This window comes from Candidatus Spongiihabitans sp. (assembly GCF_965247905.1).
Taxonomy (GTDB): domain Bacteria; phylum Pseudomonadota; class Gammaproteobacteria; order Arenicellales; family Poriferihabitantaceae; genus Spongiihabitans.
On sequence record NZ_OZ252047.1, the window covers coordinates 2,689,628 to 2,715,408 of the forward strand.

At 51.0% G+C, this 25,781-nt stretch carries 30 protein-coding genes; 13 read left to right on the forward strand and 17 right to left on the reverse strand.

All coding sequences use genetic code 11. From position 1 onward, the window contains the following. Positions 1–9: 9 nt before the first annotated feature. Positions 10–1,278, reverse strand: coding sequence for an argininosuccinate synthase (locus ACP158_RS13795; RefSeq protein WP_424946686.1), 1,269 nt, complete (start codon positions 1,276–1,278; stop codon positions 10–12). Positions 1,279–1,381: 103 nt separating this feature from the next. On the opposite strand from ACP158_RS13795, the gene argF reads away from it, so the two are divergent. Beyond that, positions 1,382–2,290 carry an ornithine carbamoyltransferase gene (gene argF / locus ACP158_RS13800; RefSeq protein WP_424946687.1) on the forward strand — a complete coding sequence of 303 codons (909 nt, stop codon included), beginning with the start codon at positions 1,382–1,384 and terminating at the stop codon, positions 2,288–2,290. 171 nt (positions 2,291–2,461) lie between these two features. On the opposite strand, the gene ACP158_RS13805 is transcribed toward argF, so the two are convergent. Further along, complete coding sequence (locus ACP158_RS13805) at positions 2,462–2,689, reverse strand: hypothetical protein (RefSeq protein WP_424946688.1); 228 nt, start codon at positions 2,687–2,689, stop codon at positions 2,462–2,464. Positions 2,690–2,725: 36 nt separating this feature from the next. On the opposite strand from ACP158_RS13805, the gene wrbA reads away from it, so the two are divergent. Then, entirely contained in the window at positions 2,726–3,328 is a 603-nt protein-coding gene (wrbA, locus tag ACP158_RS13810; protein WP_424946689.1) for an NAD(P)H:quinone oxidoreductase, read from the forward strand. A gap of 16 nt (positions 3,329–3,344) precedes the next feature. Here the strand turns inward: wrbA and hda are convergent, their stop codons facing one another. Genes hda through ACP158_RS13825 form a run of 3 tightly spaced genes read right to left on the reverse strand, consistent with a single transcriptional unit; the run spans position 3,345 to position 5,904 of the window. Further along, on the reverse strand, positions 3,345–4,058 hold the full coding sequence (gene hda, locus ACP158_RS13815; RefSeq protein ID WP_424946690.1) for a DnaA regulatory inactivator Hda: 714 nt from the start codon (positions 4,056–4,058) through the stop codon (positions 3,345–3,347). After that, positions 4,055–4,609 carry a CDP-alcohol phosphatidyltransferase family protein gene (locus ACP158_RS13820; RefSeq protein WP_424946691.1) on the reverse strand — a complete coding sequence of 185 codons (555 nt, stop codon included), beginning with the start codon at positions 4,607–4,609 and terminating at the stop codon, positions 4,055–4,057. The genes hda and ACP158_RS13820 overlap by 4 nt, the downstream gene beginning before the upstream one ends. A gap of 32 nt (positions 4,610–4,641) precedes the next feature. Continuing rightward, positions 4,642–5,904, reverse strand: a complete 1,263-nt coding sequence (locus ACP158_RS13825; protein WP_424946692.1) for a DNA methyltransferase — start codon at positions 5,902–5,904, stop codon at positions 4,642–4,644. A gap of 231 nt (positions 5,905–6,135) precedes the next feature. On the opposite strand from ACP158_RS13825, the gene ACP158_RS13830 reads away from it, so the two are divergent. From ACP158_RS13830 to ACP158_RS13855, 6 genes are all read left to right on the forward strand, one after another. Next, on the forward strand, positions 6,136–6,507 hold the full coding sequence (locus ACP158_RS13830) for a zincin-like metallopeptidase domain-containing protein (protein WP_424946693.1): 372 nt from the start codon (positions 6,136–6,138) through the stop codon (positions 6,505–6,507). Continuing rightward, the gene (gene purM / locus ACP158_RS13835; RefSeq protein WP_424946694.1) at positions 6,507–7,556 is read left to right on the forward strand and encodes a phosphoribosylformylglycinamidine cyclo-ligase; all 1,050 of its coding nucleotides are present in this window, start codon (positions 6,507–6,509) and stop codon (positions 7,554–7,556) included. The genes ACP158_RS13830 and purM overlap by 1 nt, the downstream gene beginning before the upstream one ends. Positions 7,557–7,591: 35 nt before the next feature. After that, positions 7,592–8,209 carry a phosphoribosylglycinamide formyltransferase gene (purN, locus tag ACP158_RS13840; protein WP_424946695.1) on the forward strand — a complete coding sequence of 206 codons (618 nt, stop codon included), beginning with the start codon at positions 7,592–7,594 and terminating at the stop codon, positions 8,207–8,209. A gap of 2 nt (positions 8,210–8,211) precedes the next feature. Next, entirely contained in the window at positions 8,212–8,991 is a 780-nt protein-coding gene (locus ACP158_RS13845) for a DUF3108 domain-containing protein (protein ID WP_424946696.1), read from the forward strand. 127 nt (positions 8,992–9,118) lie between these two features. Next, positions 9,119–10,093, forward strand: a complete 975-nt coding sequence (locus ACP158_RS13850) for an ABC transporter ATP-binding protein (protein ID WP_424946697.1) — start codon at positions 9,119–9,121, stop codon at positions 10,091–10,093. Continuing rightward, the gene (locus tag ACP158_RS13855; RefSeq protein WP_424946698.1) at positions 10,090–10,863 is read left to right on the forward strand and encodes an ABC transporter permease; all 774 of its coding nucleotides are present in this window, start codon (positions 10,090–10,092) and stop codon (positions 10,861–10,863) included. Before ACP158_RS13850 ends, ACP158_RS13855 begins: the two co-directional genes overlap by 4 nt. Before the next feature lie 82 nt (positions 10,864–10,945). Here ACP158_RS13855 and ppk2 read toward each other — a convergent pair whose 3' ends face one another. After that, positions 10,946–11,791: a polyphosphate kinase 2 gene (ppk2, locus tag ACP158_RS13860; RefSeq protein ID WP_424946699.1), complete on the reverse strand. Its 846-nt coding sequence runs from the start codon at positions 11,789–11,791 to the stop codon at positions 10,946–10,948. Between the two features lie 270 nt (positions 11,792–12,061). Here ppk2 and psrA point away from each other — a divergent pair, with 270 nt between their 5' ends. From psrA to phnE (ACP158_RS13885), 5 genes are all read left to right on the forward strand, one after another. Next, positions 12,062–13,162: an iron-containing alcohol dehydrogenase PsrA gene (gene psrA, locus ACP158_RS13865; RefSeq protein WP_424946700.1), complete on the forward strand. Its 1,101-nt coding sequence runs from the start codon at positions 12,062–12,064 to the stop codon at positions 13,160–13,162. 102 nt (positions 13,163–13,264) lie between these two features. Further along, complete coding sequence (locus ACP158_RS13870) at positions 13,265–14,224, forward strand: phosphate/phosphite/phosphonate ABC transporter substrate-binding protein (protein WP_424946701.1); 960 nt, start codon at positions 13,265–13,267, stop codon at positions 14,222–14,224. A gap of 175 nt (positions 14,225–14,399) precedes the next feature. Next, positions 14,400–15,152, forward strand: a complete 753-nt coding sequence (gene phnC / locus ACP158_RS13875; RefSeq protein ID WP_424946702.1) for a phosphonate ABC transporter ATP-binding protein — start codon at positions 14,400–14,402, stop codon at positions 15,150–15,152. Between the two features lie 14 nt (positions 15,153–15,166). Then, complete coding sequence (phnE, locus tag ACP158_RS13880; RefSeq protein ID WP_424946703.1) at positions 15,167–15,994, forward strand: phosphonate ABC transporter, permease protein PhnE; 828 nt, start codon at positions 15,167–15,169, stop codon at positions 15,992–15,994. Positions 15,995–16,009: 15 nt separating this feature from the next. Further along, positions 16,010–16,864 carry a phosphonate ABC transporter, permease protein PhnE gene (gene phnE, locus ACP158_RS13885; RefSeq protein WP_424946704.1) on the forward strand — a complete coding sequence of 285 codons (855 nt, stop codon included), beginning with the start codon at positions 16,010–16,012 and terminating at the stop codon, positions 16,862–16,864. A 95-nt stretch (positions 16,865–16,959) separates the two neighbouring features. Here the strand turns inward: phnE (ACP158_RS13885) and ACP158_RS13890 are convergent, their stop codons facing one another. The 11 genes from ACP158_RS13890 to lptA form a co-directional block, all read right to left on the reverse strand. Next, entirely contained in the window at positions 16,960–17,520 is a 561-nt protein-coding gene (locus ACP158_RS13890; protein ID WP_424946705.1) for a heme-binding beta-barrel domain-containing protein, read from the reverse strand. Between the two features lie 33 nt (positions 17,521–17,553). Further along, on the reverse strand, positions 17,554–17,859 hold the full coding sequence (locus ACP158_RS13895) for a diacylglycerol kinase (RefSeq protein ID WP_424948474.1): 306 nt from the start codon (positions 17,857–17,859) through the stop codon (positions 17,554–17,556). A gap of 97 nt (positions 17,860–17,956) precedes the next feature. Next, complete coding sequence (locus ACP158_RS13900; RefSeq protein WP_424946706.1) at positions 17,957–18,685, reverse strand: dienelactone hydrolase family protein; 729 nt, start codon at positions 18,683–18,685, stop codon at positions 17,957–17,959. Between the two features lie 106 nt (positions 18,686–18,791). Continuing rightward, positions 18,792–20,522, reverse strand: coding sequence for a phosphoenolpyruvate--protein phosphotransferase (gene ptsP / locus ACP158_RS13905; RefSeq protein ID WP_424946707.1), 1,731 nt, complete (start codon positions 20,520–20,522; stop codon positions 18,792–18,794). A gap of 15 nt (positions 20,523–20,537) precedes the next feature. Continuing rightward, complete coding sequence (locus ACP158_RS13910) at positions 20,538–20,807, reverse strand: HPr family phosphocarrier protein (RefSeq protein WP_424948475.1); 270 nt, start codon at positions 20,805–20,807, stop codon at positions 20,538–20,540. A gap of 22 nt (positions 20,808–20,829) precedes the next feature. Continuing rightward, positions 20,830–21,771, reverse strand: coding sequence for an RNase adapter RapZ (gene rapZ, locus ACP158_RS13915; RefSeq protein WP_424946708.1), 942 nt, complete (start codon positions 21,769–21,771; stop codon positions 20,830–20,832). Between the two features lie 9 nt (positions 21,772–21,780). Further along, entirely contained in the window at positions 21,781–22,317 is a 537-nt protein-coding gene (locus ACP158_RS13920; RefSeq protein WP_424946709.1) for a PTS sugar transporter subunit IIA, read from the reverse strand. A 9-nt stretch (positions 22,318–22,326) separates the two neighbouring features. Continuing rightward, complete coding sequence (hpf, locus tag ACP158_RS13925; protein ID WP_424946710.1) at positions 22,327–22,662, reverse strand: ribosome hibernation-promoting factor, HPF/YfiA family; 336 nt, start codon at positions 22,660–22,662, stop codon at positions 22,327–22,329. A gap of 77 nt (positions 22,663–22,739) precedes the next feature. Beyond that, a complete protein-coding gene (rpoN, locus tag ACP158_RS13930; protein ID WP_424946711.1) occupies positions 22,740–24,269 on the reverse strand; it encodes an RNA polymerase factor sigma-54 in 1,530 nt (509 codons plus the stop codon). 206 nt (positions 24,270–24,475) lie between these two features. Continuing rightward, positions 24,476–25,201: an LPS export ABC transporter ATP-binding protein gene (gene lptB, locus ACP158_RS13935; protein WP_424946712.1), complete on the reverse strand. Its 726-nt coding sequence runs from the start codon at positions 25,199–25,201 to the stop codon at positions 24,476–24,478. Between the two features lie 23 nt (positions 25,202–25,224). Continuing rightward, on the reverse strand, positions 25,225–25,773 hold the full coding sequence (gene lptA / locus ACP158_RS13940) for a lipopolysaccharide transport periplasmic protein LptA (RefSeq protein WP_424946713.1): 549 nt from the start codon (positions 25,771–25,773) through the stop codon (positions 25,225–25,227). Between the last annotated feature and the right edge of the window lie 8 nt (positions 25,774–25,781).

The window sequence follows — 25,781 nt, forward strand, 5'->3', positions numbered from 1 at the left end:
TCGCCAGCATCAAAAATCTGTGTCGCGCTTTCTGTTCGCGGCAATACGAAGCCGCAGCGCGTTCAATTTAATAAAGCCAGTGGCATCTGACTGATCATAGGCGCCGGCATCTTCCTCAAACGTTACAATTTTTTTATCAAACAATGAATCCGAAGCCGATTGGCGGCCAAGCACATCGACATTGCCTTTGTACAACCGTATCCTGACTTCGCCGTTAACCGACTCCTGAGAGGCGTCAATCATTTTTTGCATCATCAATCGCTCCGGGCTAAACCAGTAACCATTGTAAATCAATTTCGCATAGCGCGGCATGAGTTCGTCTTTCAAATGCGCCACTTCCCGATCCAGGGTCAGCGATTCCATGGCGCGATGGGTCTTCAGCATGATGGCGCCACCGGGGGTTTCGTAACAGCCGCGGTTTTTCATGCCCACATATCGGTTCTCCACAATATCGGCGCGGCCAATGCCATGTTTGCAGCCCAATGTATTGAGCGCGATTAAAACCTCATCCGGGGTTAACGCCTTGCCATCGATGGTGGTGATGTCGCCTCCGCTAAATCCAATGATCAATTGTTCGGCTTCATCCGGCGCATCCATGGGCGAAGTTGTCCAGCTCCATACCTGATCGTCTGGCGTATTCCAAGGATCCTCTAATTCTCCGCCTTCATGGGAAATATGCAGCAAGTTGGCGTCGATGGAGTAAGGCGAACCGCCGTCTCTTTTCTTTTCAACTTCAATGCCATGCGTTTCGGCATATGCCATCAATCTTTCCCGGGAAGTCAAATCCCATTCCCGCCAGGGCGCGATAATGCGAATATCGGGGTTTAATGCGTAGGCGGATACCTCAAAACGCACCTGGTCGTTGCCCTTGCCGGTGGCGCCATGAGCAATCGCGTCGGCACCGGTTTTGCGCGCGATTTCAACCAAACGCTTTGCGATCAACGGCCGGGCAATGGCGGTTCCCAGCATATATTCTCCTTCATAAATGGTGTTTGCTCGCATCATCGGAAACACATAATCGCGGGCAAACTCCTCTTTCAAATCCTCAATGAAAATTTCCTTGACACCGAACTTCTCGGCTTTGCGCCGCGCCGGTTCAAGGTCTTCCCCCTGGCCAATATCCGCGGTGAAGGTTACCACTTCGCAGTGATATTGGTCCTGCAACCATTTCATAATAATCGAAGTATCCAGCCCACCTGAATAGGCAAGCACGGTTTTATTTATCACGTTTTTATTTTTCTCTGTTTTATTTAGCACGGCTTTATTTGTCTCTGGCATATTTAATTGTGGCGCGCAAAAAGCGCGATTATATCATTGGAAAATTTTATCTCGTTTGAGTAAACTGCATTCACCGTTAAAAATACGCCATTGAAGATACGCCATGTCGGTTCGCCACTTTTTAAGTTTGATGGATTTAACCACCGAGGAAATTCGGCTGATAATCGCGCGCGCGATCGAATTGAAGGCCGAGTTGCGAGCGGGCACGCTTTCAACATTGATGCAAAACCAGTCTGCGGTTTTGGTTTTTGAAAAATCGTCTACCCGGACACGGGTGTCATTCGAGGCCGGGATCGCTCAGTTTGGCGGCAGTTCAATTTTTCTTGCACCGGCGGATTCCCATCTCGGCCGCGGCGAGCCGATAGCGGATACCGCTCGAGTGCTGTCGCGCATGGCAAATCTGATTGTGATGCGCACCGGGCCGCATGAACGGATTGAACAGATGGCGCAGTATGCGACCATTCCGGTGATCAACGGCTTGTCTGATTTTAATCATCCGTGCCAGTTGCTTGCCGACATCCAGACATTTACTGAACACCGCGGCGCTATTCAAGGACGAAAAGTTGCCTGGATCGGCGACGGCAATAATGTATGCCACTCGTGGATGAATGCCGCTCGCCAACTGGATTTTGAACTTCACATTGCGGCCCCAAAGGATTATCGGCCAGACCAAAACTTGATTAAGGATTGCGCAAACAATATTGTGCTTACCGAAGACCCCGAAGCGGCAGCGAAAGACGCTGCCTTGGTGGCGACCGACACCTGGTCGGGAATGGGTCATGAAAAAGAAAAGGAGGCGCGCGCGAAAAAATTCGCGGGCTATTGCGTGGATGAAAACTTGATGCGCGCGGCGGCGAAGGATGCCTTGTTTATGCATTGCCTGCCCGCTTATCGCGGCAGCGAAGTGACTGCCGCGGTGATTGACGGCGCGCAAAGCGTGATTTGGGATGAAGCGGAAAACAGGTTGCATGCGCAAAAATCGTTGATGGAATTTCTGCTGACACGCGCATGACTCATGACCTGACTCATGGCACGACTCATGCCATAACAAACATGCGAACGATGCCGCATCTTCTCCGTCGCTTTGTTAGCGGTGCTTATTTTTGGCGAGTGGCGTCGTACGCAATGAATGCAAAGACACTAATCACAATAAGTAAAATCAAAGTAGATAAAATTTCCATGGCTATAACTCTTTTAATGTTGAGATCATGTACTCTATGCGCTTATGTACAAAGAGTGCGGAACTAGTCATTACGGTAATGCCAATAATAGCGCCATATGTTTTAAGACTTGAGGCTGCATCAGCATTTGTGAGGAGCCAACCGACTAAAGTGATATCTGAAACGACTAAAACGCCCAGCCAAAACTTTAGGTAAGCTATTGTTTCCTTTACGATAGCAATTTGCGGCATGATGTTAGTTTAGCCTAAAATTAACAAACATGCGATATGACGACAGTTTTAATACTCTATTACACCCGCCATGGATCAATTTCTGAGCTGGCCAAGCATATCGGCCGGGGTGTTGAAAGCGTAACTCAGTGCCAGGCAATCATGCGCACCGTGCCGACGGTATCCACGGTATGCGAAGCAACGGCAAGCGCAATCCCGACAAGCGGCGATATCTATGCGACCACGGATGATCTCGAAAACTGTGACGGCCTGATTCTCGGCAGCCCGACCCGGTTCGGCAGCATCGCTTCGCCGCTGAAGTATTTTTTCGATCAAACCGCGCCACAATGGCTGAGCGGCACGCTGGCGGACAAACCGGCTGGGGTGTTTACCTCGTCATCAAGCATGCACGGCGGTCAGGAAAGCACCTTGTTAGCAATGATGCTGCCGTTAATCCATCACGGCATGGTGATGGTCGGCATCCCCTATAGCGGGACGCCGTTGGCCCAAACCCAATCCGGCGGCAGCCCTTATGGGGCCAGCCATGTCGCCGGCGGCGACAACGCCAATCCGGTCTCGAAGGAAGAACAAGCGCTGGCCGAAATCCTGGGTCGGCGAGTGGCCAACTGCGCGGCCGCTTTATCCAAGTGCAAGCTATAACGGCGTCACCTCAGCGTTACATCAGGGTCTTGACAAAGGGAATGGTGATTTTTCGGTGCGCCTGGAGAGAGCCGCGGTCCAGTTTATCCAGCAATGCGAACAATGATTTGGTGTCGCGTTGGTAATGCGACATGATGAACTGAACCACGCCGTCATCCAGCGCGAAGCCGCGCTTGGTCGCTGTTAACTTTAACGCGGTTCGCTTTTCATCGTCATCCAACGCATAAATATTAAAAACGCCGCCGCTGGATAATCGGGATTCAAGATCCTTTAACGTTATACCGATTGAACCAAGCGGGCTGGTTCCGCTGACCACGATAGCGCCCGCCCCATTCATGCCCGCGCCATTCATAATTTTCTCGTACAGGGAAAAAATTTGGTTCTGCCCGGGCGCGCAACCCACAATTTGCTGTAGATCATCGATACAAACCAGCGTGTCTTTATGCACATCACTCAGTTGCTCAAGTCGTCCGCCATGTTGCCCACCATGTTGCTTGAGTGACACATATAAATTTTGCCTGCCCGATTTTCCCGCCGCCCGGCAACACGCATTGAGCAGATGGGTTTTACCACTGCCGCTTTCTCCCCACAGATACAATACCCGCTTGGCGCGCGCGCCGGCCAGGAGATTTTTTAGTTGTTCGATTAAAGGCTGGTTTCGTTTGCTGTAAAAGCACTCCAAACTGGCATCATCTTCAATACCAATTGGAATCACTGTTTGTCGATTCATTTTTCGGAAGCGCCCTCAAATTCCTGACGAATGCCCCATAACCACACGTATTGAACCCCGCTGACCACGGTCGTGATCAATACGCCAAATATCAACCCGTCGACGATTAGCGGGACTTGGATAATCGATGCTTTCTCTAACAGCACCGCAACCATCAATGAAATCTGGACGAAGGTGTTCACCTTGCTGCTATAGGTCGGGCGCATGGGAATATCAATCCCCATCATCACAAAAATAAAGTATCCGACGACAATCACCAAATCACGGAACATGACCACTATCAGCAACCAAAACGGGATGTCGCCCAGAATCGCCAGCATGATATAGGTGCTGGCAATCAGCAGTTTATCCGCAACCGGATCAAGCACCGCCCCGAAATTTGAAACGCAGTCAAACCGTTTGGCAATATAACCGTCAAGCCCATCGGTAATCCCGGCCGCAAAGAACAACACTAAAGCCATCTCATAATTTCCGTCATGCAACAGCAAAACCAGAATGGGACAAACCGCGATCCGGGCCAGGGTCAATAGATTCGGGATTTGGGACAGCAAATTTTATTTCCTGTTTGGTTAAAAATTGATGGTTAATAAATCTGCTGTTGGCTTCTTCGTGCTTTAATGGTTTTCAACAAATACTCCATAGGGCGGTTGCCTTTTATGCTGTTGCAACTGCCGCAAAGTAGCTGCAGATTTTCCAACACCCAACCACCCTCTTTGGATTTGGGGTGGATGTGGTCAATATGAAAATGCCGGGCATGGGTGAAATGCTCGCCGCAGCCGTTGCAACTTCCGTTTTGCTTGCCGTAGAAATGCTCGCGGATTTGTTTTTTATCCCAAGTTAATTTTGTTTGGTCGGTGCGAATCGGCAGCGTTTTTAATGGCAAGAAATCCTGGAACATTTTCACTTGTCCGCCTTCGTCGTACTGCAATCGCGTGGCAACCAAATCTACCGCCACATCGCTGACATCAATGCCAATCCATTTACGGTGCAGATTTTGGGCGGCGACGCAGGTGGTTGCACAGCCGCAAAATGGATCCATGACCAAATCGCCGGGGTTGGAACTTGCCGAGATAATGCGGTCAAGCAAAGCAAGTGGCTTTTGCGTAGGGTAGCCGGTGCGTTCTTTTGCTGTTGATCCTAAATAGGGTATTTGCCAAACATCGTTTAATTTAACTCCTTTGTTCTCATCTTCGAGGTAAACCTTATACCGATTGCCTTTTACCGTGTGCCAACGCCATCTGCGTCCATCTTTATCCGTGTAGGAATAGTCTTTTTTTATCCAGTCACCATAGGGTTCATACTGAACATTAAACGCGAACTGATCCGATTTTGTATATCTAAAAATAATATCGTGCATTCGCTGAAAATTTTTGTTTCCAGCCGTCCATCTCCGATAACTCCAAACAACTTCATTCCTGAAATTATCCTTCCCAAAAACCCAATCCAAAATAATTTTCAAATAATGGCTGGCAGTCGGGTCGCAGTGTAGATATAAACTGCCGATGTCTTTTAATACGCGGTGCATTTCAATAATCCGCTGTGCCATAAAAGTCAAATACGCTTTCATCGCTAAACCGTGAATATGCCCAACCAAATCAATATAGGCGAACAAATGCGGGTTGCTGTCAAGGAACGATTCCAGCCGAATATCCACATCGTCATCCCAATTCCAAATATCGTGAAAACCCGCCTCTACCACGCCCTTTGCCGTACCAATCGGGGCGGAATACATCCGCTTGGAATTAAACGGAGGATCCAAGTAAATCAAATCCACTGTATTTGAATTCATACCGTGCAGCACATCCAAATTATCGGCAACATACAGTTTGTTTTTGACATCGGCCATAGTGGCTTCTCGTAATTAAAAGGTGTGATTTAATAAAGTAGGGATTATACAAAAATGTGCAAGATTATCTTGAATAACTTAAAATCCTGAAACCTGACGGCCTTAGCGCGGGAATTTTTATATGACAGACACTGACGAGATCATCGACACTAAAGAGATCATCCGCAATATCATTGAGGAAATGGAAAAAGGCGTGATGCCATGGCGTAAACCAGCGAAGACCTAATCATAATGCCCAAAATCGAGCAGTTCAATAATTCCGTTGGCTACGCTGATGGCGAAGCCCATTACTGGGCGACTTTATGGCATGAAGTCGAGCATTGGACCGGACATGAAAATCGCCTGAACCGGACCCTGACTGGTCGTTTTGGCGATCCGGACTATGCGTTCGAAGAACTGATTGCCGAACTCGGTACGGCTTTCTTGTGCGCGCGTATGGGAATCAAGGGTGAATTGCAACACGCGAGTTACATTAAATCCTGGCTTGAAATTCTTAAAAATAACCCAGACAGTTTATGGGATGCATCCAGACATGCGTACGAAGCATACAAGTACATATTTGATCCTAACCGCGAACCCAAGCTGATGCCTTATTATCGATAATGACCAGCCAAACCAACTCTAATGAATCGTTAAGCTATCGCGAAAGCGGCGTCAATATAGACGCGGGTAATGAACTGGTAGAAAGAATCAGGCGCGCAGCACGGGAGACATTTCGCCCCGGCGTGTTGCAGGGACTAGGCGGGTTTGGCGCATTGTTCGAGATTCCCGCCCCACATTATAAAAACCCGGTTCTGGTATCCGCTACCGATGGTGTCGGCACCAAGCTGAAACTTGCATCCATGCTGAATCGCCACGACACCATTGGCATCGACCTGGTGGCGATGTGCGTTAATGACATCATCGTCTATGGCGCCGAACCATTGTATTTTCTCGACTATTATGCCACCGGGAAACTGCAGCCCGAGCAAGCGGAAACCGTCGTTCGAGGCATTGCCCAAGGCTGTCTGCAAGCGGGCTGCGCGCTCACTGGCGGGGAGACCGCCGAGATGCCGGGGATGTATCCATCCGGCGACTATGACCTGGCCGGCTTCGCCGTCGGCATCGTTGAAAAAGATAAAATAATGACACCAGAGCGGGTAAAAGCCGGAGATCTGATTCTCGGTTTGGCATCGACCGGGCTCCATTCCAACGGCTATTCGTTGGTACGAAAAATCATTGACGTGAATAAAGCCGATTTGCGCGCATCATTCGATGGCGCCACGCTGGGGGGAAAATTATTGACGCCGACGCGCATCTATGTGAAATCGATCCTGACGCTGCTCGAATCGGTGCGGGCGACCGCAATCTGTCATATTACTGGCGGCGGCATCGTCGAGAATCTGCCCCGGGTGCTGCCGCGCGGGACGGGCGCGAACATATCCAAATCGTCCTGGCGCCTGCCTGCACTGTTTCAATGGCTACAGGAGAAAGGCAAAATCGAAGATGCAGAAATGCGCCGCACCTTCAATTGCGGCATCGGCATGGTGATATGCGTCGACCCCAAAGACGCGGACGCTGCCATAGCCAGCCTTGAACAATCGGGTGAACAGGTTCGCGCCCTTGGAGAAATAATTGCATCCGAGCATACCGAAGTGGTGTGGCGGGACTGAGTCGCGCTATAAATGACCAACCAAATGGCCGATAAATGCCTGTGCGAATTCTCAATCTGGTGGCACTCATTTCCGGTCGCGGCAGCAATCTTCAATCCATCATAGAGCGCATCAACGAGGGCCGCCTGGATGCCAAAATCGCCGCGGTCATCAGCGACCGCGAACAGGCGTATGGACTGGTGCGCGCGCGCGCTGCCGGCATTGCCGGGCTGGTCATTCGGCCTGAAGTTTATGCCCGCAAAGCCGAATATGAAAACGAGTTGGCGCAAGCCGTTGCCAACTATAATCCCGACTTGGTGATACTTGCGGGATTCATGCGTATTCTTGGCGGACAATTTGTGCAACAATTCCACGGGCGATTGGTGAATATTCACCCGTCCTTGCTGCCCAATTACAAGGGCCTGAATACCCATCAGCGCGTGCTTGACGCCGGCGACAAGACCCACGGCGCCACCGTGCACTTTGTCACCGCGCAACTTGATGCCGGCCCGACCATCATACAGGCGCAGGTTGCGGTTGATGCCCATGACGATGCCGCCACTCTGCGACAAAAAGTCTTACGGGAAGAGCATAAAATTTATCCCAGGGCGATACAATGGATCGCCGAGGGCAAAGTCAATTTTGCCCACCTGATAAAAACGCCCGCCGCATAAGCATGAACCCCATAAGCATGAGCATGATTCGGCTAAACTTAACAGCCATTAAAGTTAAAGCGGCGTTAGCTATTTGCGCTCTGATGCTGTTAGCCCACGGCGCCCCGGCTCAGGTCTCATCTCAGGTCATATCTCAGTCCATGTCTCAGGCGGTAGCTCTCAAAAGCCAAACACTGCGCTATTCGATTAAATATGGAAAACATAATGCGGGTGAGTTGGAAATTGTCATTGAGCGTAGTCAACAACAAATCAAAACCACTGCCATTAGTCACTTGAATATCCTGGCCAGAATGTTTATCACCGGTTTGACGGTAGAAAACTGGTTCGACATTGAACGCGAAAAAGTCCATCTAAAGAGCGGGCATACGCTCTCGCACGGCAGTAAAACCGTCGAGCGCAGCTTTGTCATTGATCGAAAACAAGGACTCATCAAACTTCAACCGGGAGAACAGATTATCCCAATAAATATAGATGAGATTTTCGAGTCGCCCTCCTTCCCGATTACCTTGATAACCAGCGACATTGAATCCATCCAAGGGCAAACAGTCCGGGAAATCAGCCCCAAACGCATTAGGGAATACGTCTATTTAGCGCCCGAACAACACACTCTGACACTCAATGGCAGACGATTTGAAACCTGGAAAGTGACGCGCCAAAAACTGGGCGACGCCACGCGCACGGTAACCCTGTGGCTGGATAAACATAATCAACAAATTCCAGTGAAAATCATTACCACCAAGAAAAACAATGACACGGTTATAACTTTATTGTCCGCGGCCTGAGCCTCCAACTTTATGGCACCGCTATAATCAAGCCTGCATCGGAGCTTGAAAATTATCCAGAATGCACCATCTTTGCGCGCTTACCCCGAGCAAAACAACACAAACATAATTCACGCAAAAATAATTCATGGTTGCTGCGCTTACCCTGTCCAATCTAAAAAAAACCTATGGCAATGGCCAAGTCGCGCTAAAAGGCATTAGCATGACCGTTGAACAAGGAGATTTTTTTGCGTTGCTTGGCAAAAACGGTGCCGGCAAATCCACCGCCATCGGCATTATTTCATCTCTGGTCAACAAATCCGCAGGTTCGGTACAGGTTTTTGACGCGGATATCGATGTCGACTTTGCCAAGGCTAAATCATACATCGGTATCGTGCCTCAGGAAATCAACTTCAGCGTTTTCGAAACCGCCGACCAAATCGTTATGAACCAGGCCGGGTATTATGGCATAGGCCGTAAAATCGCCAGGCAACGCACCGACCACTATCTCCATCAATTGGGTCTGTCAGGGAAAAAGGAGGTGCCTACAAAATCATTATCTGGCGGCATGAAACGACGATTGATGATCGCTCGAGCACTGGTCAACGAACCCCGGCTATTGATTCTGGATGAACCCACCGCGGGTGTTGATATTGAAATCAGGCGATCAATGTGGGACTACCTCGCGGAAATAAATGAGAAAGGCACAACCATTATTTTGACTACTCATTATCTTGAAGAGGCGGAAAGTCTGTGCCGCAACATCGCAATTATCGAAAGCGGCGAACTCATAGAAAACACCAGCACCAAAAACCTGCTTGCACAACTCAAACAAGAGACCTACGTACTTGACCTGATCGACCCGCTAGACCAATTGCCCGATCGGCTGGCTCGGTCCGACGCACACAGCTGGACCTTAAAAAATGATATGACTCTGGAAGTTGTGGTGCCAAAGTCCCAGGGCATTAATCCATTCTTTGAAACCCTGACCGACAACAACATTCGGGTGCAAAGTATGCGCAACAAAACCAATCGATTGGAGCAGTTGTTCCTGGAAATGACCGACCACGCATCGAAATCCAACGGCATAAAGTCCAACGACAGGAGCAACAACGACCGATGAACTGGCAAGAGAATTGCATCGCATTTATGACCATTTTGCGTAAAGAGATCACACGCTTCATGCGTATCTGGCAACAAGCGGTCCTGCCGCCGGTAATAACCACCTCACTGTACTTCATAATTTTCGGAAATCTTATCGGTCCCCGAATTGGCGATATGGGCGGCCATCCGTATATGGATTTTATCGTTCCGGGATTAATTTTGATGTCGGTAATCACCAACGCCTACGCCAACGTATCGTCATCTTTTTTCAGCGCAAAATTTCAGCGCTCGATCGAGGAACTACAGGTTTCGCCGGCCCCAAACAGCATCATACTGCTTGGCTATGTAGGCGGCGGCGTGGCACGTGGCATTGTGGTCGGAATAGTGGTCACCACCGTCTCACTATTTTTTAGTAAACTGTCGGTACATAACCTGCCAATAATGGTGAGTATTATCATCTTGACTGCGGTACTGTTTTCTCTGGCCGGTTTCCTGAACGGTGTATTCGCCCAGAAGTTCGACGATGTAACCATCATCCCGAACTTCGTCCTTACTCCGCTCACCTATCTTGGCGGCATTTTTTATTCCATCAAACTGCTCCCCGATTTCTGGCAAGCCGTGTCCCATATCAACCCCATCCTCTATATGATCAATGCGTTTCGTTACGGTTTCCTTGGTATTTCCGACATTAATCTCGGCCTGTCTTTCGTTATCATCACGGGGTTTATCGTGCTCTTGTTCGTTATTAACCTGCGGTTACTCAACTCTGGATTTGGAATACGGCAGTAATTCGGAATCGCCTGATTAACCCAAGTTATTAACATTCAAAAGACGCATAAGCGGATTTAATATCCTGCTTCAATCCACTGTTTCAATCTCCCGCTGCTTCCGGAAAAATTTCCGGCACGAAGTTTTGGTCGCCAATCGGCGGGCGCACATAATTTTTTGCAATCGGCGGGCGCCTATCAAGTTCTACTTTTTTGGGCGTGAGATCGTCGTAGTCGATCAGGCTTAATAAGTGTGTAATGCAGTTTATTCTGGCGATTTTCTTGTTGTCGGAATTCACCACATACCAGGGGGCTTGTTTGATATCCGTATGCGCAAACATAAAATCCTTGGCCTTGGAGTATTCCACCCATCGTTTTCTTGACTCCAAATCCATCGGACTGAGTTTCCAGCGTTTTGTTGGTTTTACGGATCTATCCTGGAACCTCCTTTCCTGCTCTTCGTCGCTGACGGAAAACCAGTATTTGATCAGTTTGACTCCAGATCTGACCAGCATGCGCTCGAATTCAGGGCAACTGCGCATGAATTCCTCATACTCTTCATCGTCACAAAAACCCATTACCCTTTCCACACCCCCGCGGTTGTACCAACTACGATCCAGAATGACCATTTCGCCGGCAGCCGGAAGATGGGCGGCGTAGCGTTGAAAGTACCACTGAGTTTTCTCTCTTTCCGTGGGCGCAGGCAACGCCACTACACTACAAATTCTGGGGTTAAGGGATTCAGTAATTCGCTTAATAGTGCCCCCTTTTCCGGCCGCATCCCGGCCTTCAAAGATGATCACCACCTTCAATCCTTCGTGCTTTATCCACTCTTGTAATTTAATGAGTTCAACCTGCAATCTTTCCAGCTCTTTTTCGTATTTTGCATTAAAGGCTTTTTTCTGTTTTTTCCTGGCTTTTATTTCTTCGGTAGTTTCAACATTTGACATGATATTTCCTCTTAAAATTAATGGGTGCAAAATTGAAGTTTCGGGCCGTTTGATTGATTAGGCTTGGTTTGCCGAATTATGGCACAATTTTGCAATCATCATGTGGACATCGGCAGTAACATCGGCTGACATCGACATTCTTATATTGTACTTGTCAAATGATAGTTCATTATGGCATCATTATATCCAACGATTTTGTCAGCGTCCTGGCAAATTAGTCCTGACAAATTAGTTGTGGGCAGTCCATCGGTTTAATTTCTGGAGAAACTTATGTGGGGTTTTCATAATCCAGTACGAATCTGTTTCGGCGTCGGCGCATTTGATTCTGTCGCTAAACTCATCGAAGACCGCCCGTATTGTCTGGCGACCTACGACCAGCCCTATTTCAATGGATTGGGGACAAAATTATCCGGCCAGGCGGGCAAGCCCGAAGCCGTCATCAACAACATCACACCAAATCCCGACTTTTTAACCTTGACCGACGCCTGCCAAACGTTTGCCCAGGCGGTGTGCAATGACACTGTCATTGTTGCGCTTGGAGGCGGCTCGGTTATCGATACGGCAAAGGTATTGGCGTCCAGCAACAAAGGCTTTGCGCCGGTGCGACGGTTTCTGGAAACCGGCGAAGGCGAGGAGCGCTTGGCCGCTTATCCGATCATAGCCGTGCCGACCACGGCCGGAACCGGCAGTGAAGTAACCCGGTGGGCCACGGTATGGGATATGGAGGCGCAAAAGAAATACTCGTTGGCGCGCTACGCCCTGTATCCACAGCAGGCGGTTATCGACCCGGCGCTGACGCTCGGAGTACCCAAGGATCTGACCATCAGCACCGCGCTGGACGCGCTGTCTCATGCGCTTGAAAGTATATGGAACCGCAACAGCAATCCGGTTTCCGCCAACCACGCGGTATTCGCGGCAACGGAAATGATCGCGGCCCTGCCACTGCTTGTCGATGACCTTAAAAATGTCGCACTCAGGGCGCGGGTTGCAAGGGCTTGCCTGTTTGCCGGGTTGGCATTTTCCAATACCAAAACAGCACTGGCACATTCGCTCTCTTATCCAATCACTCTCAAATACAGCATTCCCCATGGCTTGGCCTGCTCCTTCAGCCTGCCAATGGTCCTGGCCAGTGTGATTGGCGAAAATACGGAGTGCGATCGAAATCTTCGCCGGATTTTTGGCGACGATCTCGAGTCCGCCGCAGTAGAACTGGAAAATTTCCTTCACAATTTGGGCGTTGCCACCAAAGCATCGAGCTATGGCGTTCAAAGCGACGAATGGAAAGATCTTCTGACCGCGGCCCTGGCCGGCGAGCGCGGGCGCAACTTCATCGGCGCCCCCAAGCGGGTGCTGGAAAAATTCACCTTATAGGAAATTTCATCGTTCGGGAAAATGAATCCCCAATCCAACCGTCCAATCCAATCGAAAAGGGCGGAATCACGCAAGCAACATCAAATCACCGGAGAAAGAGAAATGCAAACGAAACTTCTAATATCATCACTTCCTGTTATTCAGCCAAGAAAAAAATTGATGCTCGGCATCGCCACAGCCATCTCGCTCAGCATTGGCATTGGCGTCAATTCAGTCGCCTTGGCGGCCTCATGCGAAAACCCCGACACCCTGACATTCGCCATCATCCCGACGGAAGAGACGGTGGCGGAACTGCAACTGTACAAACCGGTGACCGACCGGATGGCGGAGCTGACCGGCAAAAAAATCGCCTTCTTCATGCCCACCTCCTACGCTTCGGTGGTCGAAGGATTGCTGAGCGAGTTTGTCGATGTTGCGGTTCTGGGGCCCTATTCCTATGTGATCGCTAACGGCAAGGACGAAAACATTGAGGTGTTCGCAACCTATGCAAAAAAACCCGGCTATCTTCAGGAAGAAGGTCCTGGTTACAAAGGGGTGCTGATTTCCAAAAAAGGCTCTGGTCTAAAAACAATAGCAGACCTCAAAGGCAAACTCATTGGCCTTACCGACCCCGGGAGCACGTCCGGGAACCTGGTTCCGCGCGTGGTTTTCGCTAAAGTCATTGGCATGGATATCGACGACTATTTTAAGAAGACGGTGTACACCGGGTCGCACGAGCTTTCCACCGTCGCCGTCCATCAGGGCAAAGTGGACGCCGCTTTCGTCGCTTCCCATCGGTTTGACAACGTCGTCGACAAAGGCGAAGTAGCCTTGGAGGACTTCAATGTGATCTGGTCTTCGCCGGCCATTCCGCAGGATCCGTTTGTCTATCGCAGTCCGCTTTGCGAGGACATCAAGGCTAATATCCGCGAGACTTTCCTTGGCCTGAAGGACCAGCCCGACGCAAAAGCGTTTCTGGAAAACGTCAAGTCGAACACGTTCGTGGCCATGACTTCATCGGATTATGACGTGATTCGTGATCTGAAAAAGGCCAAGGATGCGCGCAAGCAACAAGGCGGCTAAACCGACGCGTTTCGGCGAATAGGCGTTGCAGACGGACCTCCGTCTGCCACGCCTCGCGCAGGCAACCGCTCATATTAGCCAACATGCCAGGTCGATTTGTTTGGCCGATTGTTTAGCCGACCAGTCCGATTGTTTGGCCGATTGTTTGGCCGCTTGCCTGTAAAGAGACTAGGAAATGGCTATTCTTGAAGTGAGCGATCTGAGGGCCAGATACAGTTCAAGGGGCCCGGAAATACTGAAAGGGATTAGTTTTCAGGTCGAAGAGGACGACTTTTTCGCCATCATCGGCCCCAGCGGAGCGGGGAAATCAACCCTGATTCGATGTATCAACCGCCTGCTTGAGCCTGTTTCCGGAACCATCAAACTGCATGATGTCGATGTATTAAAACTTGGCGGCAGGGAATTGCGCCGCCTGCGTCGTCATATTGGCATGATTTTTCAGGAGTTCAATCTGATTAACCGGTTGTCCGTTATGGACAATGTTCTGTCCGGGCGGCTTGGATACGTCGGCTCGTTGCGAAGTGTTTTCAGGGTGTTCAGCAACCAGGACATTCAGCGTGCGCTTGAATTGCTGGAGCGAGTGGGGTTGCAGGATCATGTCGATAAGCGCGCCGACCAGCTTTCCGGCGGACAACGTCAACGCGTCGGCATTGCCCGTGCGCTGATGCAGGAGCCCAACCTGTTGCTGCTGGATGAACCGACTTCCGCGCTCGATCCAAAAATTTCAAGGGAAGTCATGGGTCTGATCAAAACCATTGCAACGGAACTCAGGATTCCCGTGTTGTGCAATATCCACAATGTTGATCTCGCCAAGGAATATTGCAACAAAATTATCGGTTTGCAGGACGGCAATAAAATGTTTGATGGACCAACGGAGATTCTCAAGCAAGCGAATCTGGAGGAAATTTACGCGATGGAAGTCCTGTAACAGAGCAACCCGCGATGCAAAACACGACGCAAAACGAGACCCCGGCGACCGTGGACGATATCGTGAGACGCCGCAAAAAAAAGCAGCGAATCCAGTTTGGATTTTACCTGTTTTTGCTCGCCTTGATCGTGTGGAGCATTAAAGCGACCGTTATCGATGACACCGACTGGGATCGAATCGGGTCGCTGGCGGATATCGGCAAATCCATATCGCATTTCATCGGCATCGATTTTCCCCTCATCCCAAGCCTGTTGGGGCCGGCCATCGAGACCTTTATGATCGCCTGTATTGGCACGTTGCTGGGCTTTGTCATTTGTATTCCGGCGATCTGGTTCGGCGCATTGAACGTAACCCCCCTCAAATCGGTGACCTATCCGATTGCGCGCGCGGCCATGACCATCAGTCGATCAATCCATGAAATCGTGTGGGCGTTGATCTTCGTCTCCGCCGTTGGACTCGGGGCGTTTGCCGGCATTCTCGCCATTGCGGTGCGCTCCCTCGGATTTATTGCGAAAATGTCGGCCGAGGCGGTCGAGAACATCGACCCTAAGCCGGTTGAAGCGATTCGAGCGGTGGGAGGCAATAATCTACAGGTGATGCTGTACGGGATACTGCCTCAGGTCTTGCCGGTTATTTTAGGGATTGTTATTTTTGAATGGGAAATCAATATCCGTCGTTCGGCGGTTCTGGGCCTGGTCGGCGCCGGCGGGCTGGGGTTGGTTTTTTTCCGGCAGATGCACACCTTCAACTACCCAGGCGTGACCACGGTCATCATCGCCATCTTCGGGCTGGTTCTGATTGGCGAAGTGGCGTCCCACTATTCCCGAAAAGCGCTGATTTGAACAATGAGCAATGGCATGAACCGATCCGGCCAACTCCCAAATTATTCAATGCAAGGCGACCATGTTCACCGTGAATGGCGCCGTTTCAAGTACCCGCAAACGCTTGTCAAGTACGGCGCGCTGTTAAGCGGTTTGGTGTTCTTCGCCTACTCGATACATTATCTGAACATCCCGCTGGACCGAATCCTGGGCATGTTTGGACGTCTCGGAGATGTTCTGGCCAACCGTTATTATCCGCCCGACCTGGAGTATGTCGCAGAGCGGGAATATCTGGGGGCGATTGTCGAGACCATACAAATGGCTTATTTGGGGGCATTGTTTGGATTGCTGTTTTCAATCGTGCTCGGCTGGTTTGCGGCCCACAATGTCAGCCCGTCGCAAAGGTATATCTATCCAATCGCCCGGGCGGTCACGATGGGCTGCCGCTCAGTGCATGAGATGATCTGGGCCATCCTGTTTGTCACGATTTTAGGTTTTGGAATGTTGCCCGGCGTGCTGGCGTTGACCATGTTCTCGATCGGCTTTGCCGGAAAACTGTTCTCCGAGGAAATCGAGGCCATTGACATGGGCGAAGTGGAGGCCATTCGCGCCGTGGGCGGCAGCCACCTGCAAGTATTCGTCTATGGCGTTTTTCCGCAAGTGCGCACCGCCTTTACCGGCATCGCCATCTATACCTGGGATGTCGCATTTCGAGCGGCCACGGTAGTCGGTTTCGTCGGCGCCGGCGGAATGGGCTGGTATTTGAAGCGCAATGTCATGCAAATCGAGACCCACCGCACCGCGGCGATCCTGCTGTCCATTATCGTGCTGGTCGTCATTTCTGAATTGGTTTCCGCGTGGGCCAGAATCCGTGTTTCCAAAGCGAAATAAGGCATCGCAGCATGGTGCTTATATTGCGTTGTTGACCGCCGTCAAATGGTTGCAGGAAAATCTGAATCAATCCAGGTTTCCCAAGCCTCCGCGATTCATTGAAGCGCCAATTCATTTTCATCGGTGTGTTCAAAAACCTTGCCGTAGATGTCCACTTGCGTGGTTTGCGAATAGGCCAGCCTGCCGCCGCCGACGGTTATGGTGTGGCGAAATGCGGTGGTGCGCGCGTTTTCCTGCATGAATGGCGATTGAATGATTTGCCAGTCGGCGTCATCAATATTTGCCGCGACCTCCATTATCACGCGTCCCTGCGCGGTTTTTTCGCCCGCGTATTTTCCGCCGGCAAGCACGCAGACCGCTCGGGGGATGGTCAGCGCGTGCATAATTATTTCCGCCTCCGGGTCCCACATCCAGTAGCCGGTTTCATCGTGAAACACCTCGTCATCCGATTTGCGCCGGACGATTTGTCGATAGTGCAGCGCCGACAAAACCTGTGATTCGGCATTGGTGACATCGTCATCCACCGTGGTGTAAACGATGGTCTCATAATAAGGGTTGTTCTCCACGCCATCCGGCTCCGGCGCCACATCGAAACCCTTGCTGCCGGTCCAAACCCCGATTAACGCTTTCAGCGGGCCATAATCAAGGTCTTTCATATTGATCAGTCCAGCAGGATAATCAATGCGCCCTTAACCGAAAAGCACCAGCGCCCAAACCAGCAACGCCATTATGATGCTGATTAAAACCGCTGCCGAGCCCAGGTCTTTGGCATTTCCGCTGAGCGGATGCTGCTCTCCTCCAAATCGATCGACGACCGCTTCGATGGCCGAGTTCAGCAGTTCCGCCAACAGCACCAACAGCACCGCAAATATCAATAGCGCGCGCTCAAGGCCGCTCTCCGCCAGCCATAAAGCCAATGGAATCAAGACCGCGCAACCCACCAACTCGTAGCGAAAGGCGGCCTGGTTTTGCCAAGCCGTGGCCAGGCCCTGCATGGAATAATCCACGGCCTTGAAGATTCGTTTGCGGTCGGCGGATTTTGGTTTCGACACTATTGGCGTCCGCAGTTTGTCGCGAATTTATTGGCGTACTCTAAAAACTGCGCTCGAACAGCGCCGTCATCGCCGCCCAGGACTCGCGCTGCGCTTGCGCGTTATAGCCCACCGCAATGCCGTATTTTTCCGCATTGACATCCGCTTGCTTGTTGGTGAATCCATGTTGCGCGCCGGCGTGCACAATCACCTCATAGTCGGCGCCGGCGTCATCCATTTCCTGCTTGAACGCGGCCACGTCATCCATTGACACCATGGCGTCATCGCCGCCATGACAGACCAGCACACGGGCTTTGACTTGCCCGACAACTGGCTGATGATGCGACCTAAGCGCGCCATGAAAACTGGCCACCGCACGCAACGGCAAGCCGATGCGCGCCATGTGCAAGACCATGGCGCCGCCGAAACAATAGCCAATGGCCGCGGTTCTTTCCGCATCAACCTGAGGCTGTTGCAGCAAGGCGTCATAGCCGGCTTGCAAGCGCGCCGCGCCCATTTCCATATCCCCATAGACCACGCCCGATGCTTCCTTGGCTTGCTCCAAATTTTCGGCGACCCTGCCGTCGCCGTACATGTCAATGGCAAACGCGCAATATCCCTGCCGCGCCAACTGGTCGGCGCGGCCGCGCATGTGCGCGTCCAGCCCCCACCATTCATGGATGACGATAATGCCGGGGCGGCGGGTCTTGACATCGGCGTCCCAGGCGAGATAACCGCGATGGGCGGCGCCTTTGGATTGGTATTCAATTATTTGATGGGTTAGATTCATTGTTGTACTCCACTTTATTTTGTGTCGGTTTGTTTTGCGTCGGATGGTTTGCGCCGGTTTGGCGTTGTCAGGTTTTGTTTATTGTCGTTGCCGTCATGGTCACCCATTATCGGTTTATTTCACTCATCAGTTGTTTTACCACTTTTTGGTCGGCGGTTTTTAACAACCGCTTGACTTTGGGTTCAATCTTGGCGGTGTCGGTTAGCCGGATTTGTCGCTTCACTTGCAAAATCACCGACGGATCCATGCTGAAATCGCGCAGCCCCATGCCCAGCAATACGCGCGTATATTCAATATCGCCGGCCATTTCGCCGCACATCGAAACCGGAATATTGGCGGCTTTGCCGGCATCGATGGTGATCTTGATCAACCGCAGTATCGACGGATGCAACGGGTTATACAGATAATTCACTTCATCGTCAATGCGGTCTATGGCCAGGGTGTATTGAATCAGGTCGTTGGTGCCAATCGATAAAAAATCCAGCCGGGCGGCAAACAAGTCGGCCGCGATGGCCGCGGCCGGGACTTCCACCATCCCGCCAATCTGGAGGTCGGGGTCAAAGTCATAACCCTGGCCGGCAAGTTCTTGCTGCACTTCATCGAGCAACACAAACAGTTGATCCAGTTCGTCAATGTTGGACAGCATTGGTATCATTAATCGCGTCTCGCCGTGCGCCGAGGCGCGATAAACCGCGCGCAGTTGCGGCTTGAATAAACTTAAATCATGCAAGCATAAGCGAATCGCCCGCCGCCCCAACGCCGGATTGGTGGTGATGGCGTCGCTCGCTCTGCCGCCATCGACCTGTTTGTCGGCGCCCAGATCCAAAGTGCGAATAGTGACCGGCCTGGCCGATTGTTGCAATGCGCGGCGATAAATCTGGTATTGCTCTTCTTCGTCCGGCATGGTCTCGCGATTCATGTATAGAAACTCGGTTCGATACAATCCGACCCCGGCCGCATTTTGCGACACGCTGTCTTCGATTTCTTCAGGCAGCCCAATGTTCGCATTCAGCGACACCAGCACGCCATCCAGCGTCTCTGCGGCGGCATCGCGCAGCGAATCCATCTCCTGAATGCGCCGCACAATTTTCTCCCGCCGCCGGCGGTAGGTGAGCAATGCCGCTTCGTCCGGATTGACCAGCACCACGCCGCGCTTGCCGTCGATAATCAATAAATCGCCGCTGCGCAGATAGCGGATGGCGCCATGCAGCCCGACTATGGCCGGGATTTTCATGCTGCGCGCGAGTATCGCGGTATGGGAAATCGGGCCGCCCAGATTGGTGATAAACGCGCCGATTCGATGTTTTTTCAGTTCGATGGCATCGGCCGGCGTTACATCATTGGCAACGATAATTTGGTGGTCAAGTTTTCCTTCGGGCTGCGCGGCTAGGCGGCCAGGCTCATCCAGCAGTTCGCCCTGTATGCGATTGATAATCTGGGCGACGTCGGTTGATTTGCTGCTGAGATAGGGATCGTCAATGTCATGGAACACCTTTTCAAGATTGTCGGCGTGCTGCTGCAACGCGGCCTCGGCATTGATGCCCTGAGCGCGGATGATGGCGCTCGGTTCCTGGCGCAGCATCGGGTCTTGCAGCATCAGCAAATGCGCCCCGAGAATGGCCTTGACCTCATCGGCGTCTTCGGCGGGCATCTGCTTTTTAATCGTCCGCAGCGCCCGAATTGCGCTTTCTATGCCATCGGCAAGGCGCTCGACTTCCTGCTCAATCCGCTCTGGTTCAATGTTGTATTTGGGAATTTCCTGGCGCTGTCGATGGATAATCCTCGCTCTGCCGATGGCGATGCCGGCGCCAACGCCATTTCCATGCAGCGTGAACACTAAACCATCCTCTCCCTATTCCCCTTCGCCAAAGCAGTCATTGAATAATGCCGCAATATCTTCGGCGGCTTGTTTCGCATCGACGCCTTCGGCACTCAGTTTTAGTTCGGTTCCCTGGACCGCAGCCAGCATCAGCACGCCCATAATGCTTTTCGCATCAATCTGTTTACTGCCATTATGCAGTTTGATGATGCTGTTGAAACCGGCGCTGAGTTTCACCAGTTTCGCGGCGGCGCGGGCGTGCAAGCCCAACTTGTTGATGATCTTGATTCGCTTCTCTATAATCATGGCGATAATCATGGTGCAATCATTTGGCTAATTCCCGATGCCGGACTTGGACGATGATGTCTTGTTGGGAAAATAAACCTTCCAGTTGCTCGCTGATGTAAACCGAGCGATGCTGACCGCCAGTGCAGCCAATGGCCACGGTGATATAGCTGCGATTTTCATTGGCAAAGCCCGGCAGCCATTTACTGAGGAATCTGAAAATTTCGCCGGTCATATCCCGAACTTCGGGGTTGTCTTCAAAAAATTCCTGTACCGGCGCATCCAAACCCGTCAGCGGCGCCAAATTTTTATGCCAATAGGGATTGGGCAGACAGCGCACGTCAAACACAAAATCCGCTTCCCGCGGCGTGCCATGCTTGAACCCAAACGATTCAACCAGAAACAACGGCGCCGACGACAATCCGGCGCCGGCAAAATCCCGAATCAGCCCGCGTAGTTCATGCGCCGTGGTATCCGTGGTGTCGATGATTTTCTCGGCTCTATCGTGCAGCGGCTGCAACAGCGCGCGCTCCCGTCGAATGCCTTCCAGCAAGGGGGTTTGGTCATCGGTAAGCGGATGCTTTCTGCGCGTTTCGCTATACCGCCGAACCAGTTTTTGCTCTTCGGCCTCCAGAAACAAAATTCGATAATTGATGGCGTGGCTCTCCAGTTTGGTCAAGGTGGCATCGAGTCCTGACAAAAAATTCTTGTTGCGGGAATCAATGCTGACCGAAGCGCCCGGAAACACGTCTGCATCGGCGCCGTCGATACGCGGTAGCAGCCGCGCCGCGAATTCGAATAACAGCACCGCCGGCAGGTTGTCGATGCAGTAATAGCCAATGTCCTCCAAAGACTGCAGCGCAACACTCCGGCCGGAACCGGACAGACCGCTAATAATAATCATGTCCGTGGTCGCATTATTAATAGGGCTCATCGGGTTCATTGGAGATACTCCTGCTGTTTCCAGTTCCAGCGCCGTCATAATACGTTTTTAAATATCGGAAAACAGATTATAAATCTCCGTGGTTGAACCGGTTTTCTTAACTTCACGAACAAAATCATCATCATCGAATTTGGCGGCCAGGGTGGCGAGTAAACTCAAATGGACTTCATTGGCTTCAGCGGGCACCAACAGACACACCGCCAGCCACACCGGCATCCCGTCAGGAGCATCGTAATCCACCGGATGTTCAAGTTTGGCAATGGCAATGACCGGCTCCGATAGCCCTTCAATTCGACCATGGGGAAGCGCGATGCCGTTGCCCAGAGCGGTGCTGCCTAAGCGCTCGCGGTTATGCAAAGTGACGAATATTTGCTCAAGATAGGGATCGTCACTATGCTCGGAATTGCAAATGGCGGCGTTAGCGGCGATTAACTCGGCGAATTGTTTGAGCAATCGTTTGCGGCTGGCGATACACAGATTCACGACCACGAGATCGGGTTGCAAATACCTGTGGCTGTCCATGGGAGGGGAAGGGGTTTGCGGCTCACTATTGCGGTGCGCCGCAGCTGAAACTGCGTCGGTCATTTGCATCAGTCACTCAGGGATTTGTTCAATGATTTGTTTTAGCGAATCTTCATTTCTGTGATGGTCGCCGCGCTTTTCCTTGTGCTTGATGACCTGTCTATCCAGTTTGTGCGCTAATGCATCTATGGCGGCGTACATGTCTTCCGCTTCACTGGAGGCGTGAATCATAGCACCTTTTGTATTGACCGTGGCCTCGGCAATATGGCGTGTTTTTTCCACATGGAGAACCACATTGGTGTGGGTGACGTGATCGAAATGGCGGATTATTTTCTCCACTTTTTCTGAGACATGGTGATGTAACGATTCTGTGATTTCCATATGTTGTCCACTGATTGAGATTTGCATAAAACATACTCCAAAATTTGAGGTTATTGAATGATTGATGGATTGATTCTCTGGAATGGTCGCCTCCTCGCCTTGCTTCAAAATGACTTGCGTTTGGCTGATGGCGGAATATTCATTTGTTGCCGATATTTCGCTAGCACGCGCTTGCCGACTTGGTAATTCTTTTTGGCCAATAGCGCACAAATTTTTTCATCGCTGACCGGCTTGGCCGGTGATTCGTTTTGAACAATGCGCTGAATTTCGGCCTGAATCGAAGTGGCGGAAATTGCGTCACCGTTTACGCCGGTTATTTGCGGACCGAAAAAATACTCGAGTTCGAAATTCCCCTGAGGCGTCGATAAATATTTTCCGGCAGTGGCGATTGAAACAGTCGATTCATGTATTCCCAAAGGCTCGGCGATATCATTCAAGGTCAACGGTCGGATTTTTCCTGCGCCGGAGTGAAAAAAATCCTGCTGTCTTTCAATAATCTCTTCGGCCACGGAAAGAATCGTTTGATGACGTTTTTCTAAATTGCTTATTAACCGCCGCGCCTGTTGGAGTTGTTCTTTCATGCTGCTGAACTCACCGCCGGGATTCTGGTTAATCAATGTTTGATAGTCCCGGTTGATGCTTAGTGTCGGCATCGCATTGGGATTCAGGCTTGCGCACCAGTGGCCGCCTTTCTTTTCGACGATGATATCAGGAACGATATAGCCCACCGCTAAATGACCGATGCTGTATCCCGGATGAGGATTCAGTTGTTGAATCAGTGCCACAGCAAAGCCCAGTTCTTGTTCAGAAACTCCGAGCGCTTTGCGCAGCATGGCATAGTCTTTGTTTGCCAGCAACGCCAAGTGGCGTTCTATAATGTCATGGGCGGCGTGATAACCAGCAAGGCTTTTATCCTTTGCGGCTAACTGCAACCGCAGGCATTCTTTTGCATCTCTGGCGGCAACACCCACTGGCTCCAGGCTTTGCAATCCGCCGAGCACTCGCTTGATGTCATGCATGCCGACCGCGCTGTCCAAATTCAGGGTTTGCTCGATATCTTCCATCGGCACATCAAGATAGCCCGCGTCATTAATATTCTGAATAATGTGGTGCGCGATTCGCCTGTCGTCGACCTCATCGAACAGAAAAACAGCCTGAGCGCCTAAGGCCTGTCTAAGTGTAGAGGGTTGTTCCGGGATGATGTGCTGAGCGCTAAGGTCATTGAAATTTGCCACGCTGTTGAGCGATGCCCTTCTTTGATCGACCGGCGCATAATTTTGCGGATCGTCCCACAGGGATTTATCAGGATCGGAAAGTTGATCAAATTGAAGCTGGACAATATCTATTTCATCGACCTCAACGGCAACCGCGCCCGATTCAGAATCTATGGCATTAAGGTTATCTTCTATCCGTTCGAGCATCACGACGGGCATCTCTTCGGGCATCTCGTCGGCACGGCACTCCCACTCCGGCTCGCTGGCTTCCTTTATTTCCAGCAATGGGTTGGTTGCACGCGCGTACCGCAACTGTTCGCTCAACTCGCTTGCTGACATTCGCAATAACCTGACCGCCTGCTGCCATTGCGGCGTCATCGTCAATTTCTGACTTGGTCTTGAATCAAGCGCTGGTTTCATAACATAGAACTTTCACTCACGTTGTTTTCCCGGCGGTGTTTCCTCGGCGGGTGTTTTCCCGGCGGGTGTTTTCATTGAACCTGGCCTAGTTTACTCTAAAAATACTAATCAAATTTTCGCGCTATACTTTATTGCTTTAGCGACTCAAAATCCATCGCCAACAAACTGGTTTCTCGATCTGAGTCTCCGCATTACATCCTGAAATATTACATCCGGAAATCATTTCCCAGGTACACATCCCGGGCTCTTTTATCGGCCATTATAATCTCTGGCGCACCCGATATCAGCACTTCTCCGCGGTGCAAAATATACGCCCGATCACAAATCCCCAGCGTCTCCCGAACATTGTGATCGGTGATTAACACGCCAATTCCTCGGCTTTTCAACACTGTAATTATGTGCTGAATGTCCTTGACCGCAATCGGATCAACCCCGGCGAACGGTTCATCGAGTAATATAAACGCCGGCTCCAAAGCCAAGGCGCGGGCAATTTCCACTCGTCGTTGTTCCCCGCCGGAAAGCTGTATGGTTTGTTTATCCCTAAGTCGGTCAATCCCGAACTCTTCCATGAGTTTGTTGCAGATCTTGTGCTGATCCGCCTTATTATGTTTTGCCGCGACTTCAAGAACCGCGAGAATGTTTTGTTCCGTGGTCAATTTCCTGAACACCGAATGCTCCTGCGGCAAATACCCAATGCCTTTGCGAGCGCGCTCATGCATCGGTAATTCAGTGATGTCCTCATTGTCTAACAATATTGTGCCGGAATCGCATCGCACCAATCCAATCATCATATTGAAACAAGTCGTTTTGCCGGCGCCGTTCGCGCCCAATAGCCCGACAATCTCGTTATTGGAGACGCTAAGATCAACCCGGTAAACGATGGTGGTGTTTTTATATTTTTTAACCAGTTGGCGGGCAGACAAATTTTTCATTGCGGGATCGTGCTATTCATCTGCTATTCATCGATTGCCTTTTCGCGCGGCTGGATGGTCAGACTGGGTCGGGCGTTTTCTGAAGATGCGCCGCCTGTGACAAACGCCTTTTCGGTAAGCCTGTTGTAAGTAATCATTGGTGCGGTTATGGTCGAACCACCGTGCACGACTTTCGCCTGATTTTTCAGCGTGACTAAATTTTCAATTTCATCCATGGTAATCTCCATGGCCGACCCGACCAGGTCCGCTTCGGAACCTTCCGGTCGCTGCATGAATATACCCGGGCGGCCTATGCATACGCTTTTATTCAATTTATTGCCATGGACACCGTCATCGTCATCGTCATCATTGAAATAAGTGGTTAATGCATCGCAGGTCAACTTAATACTGCCCTGTCGAAAGACCACGTTGCCACGGTAAACTCGAACCCCGGTGTTCAAGTCTATTTCGAAGTCATCGGCGGTCAAGGTCACGGGCTGCTCGGAATCGCTATCAAGGGCATAACCTGCCTGGCAGAACACGCCCATTAACAATCCAACCATCAGCCTGCTTAACATCAGCCTGTTCAACATTGTGACCA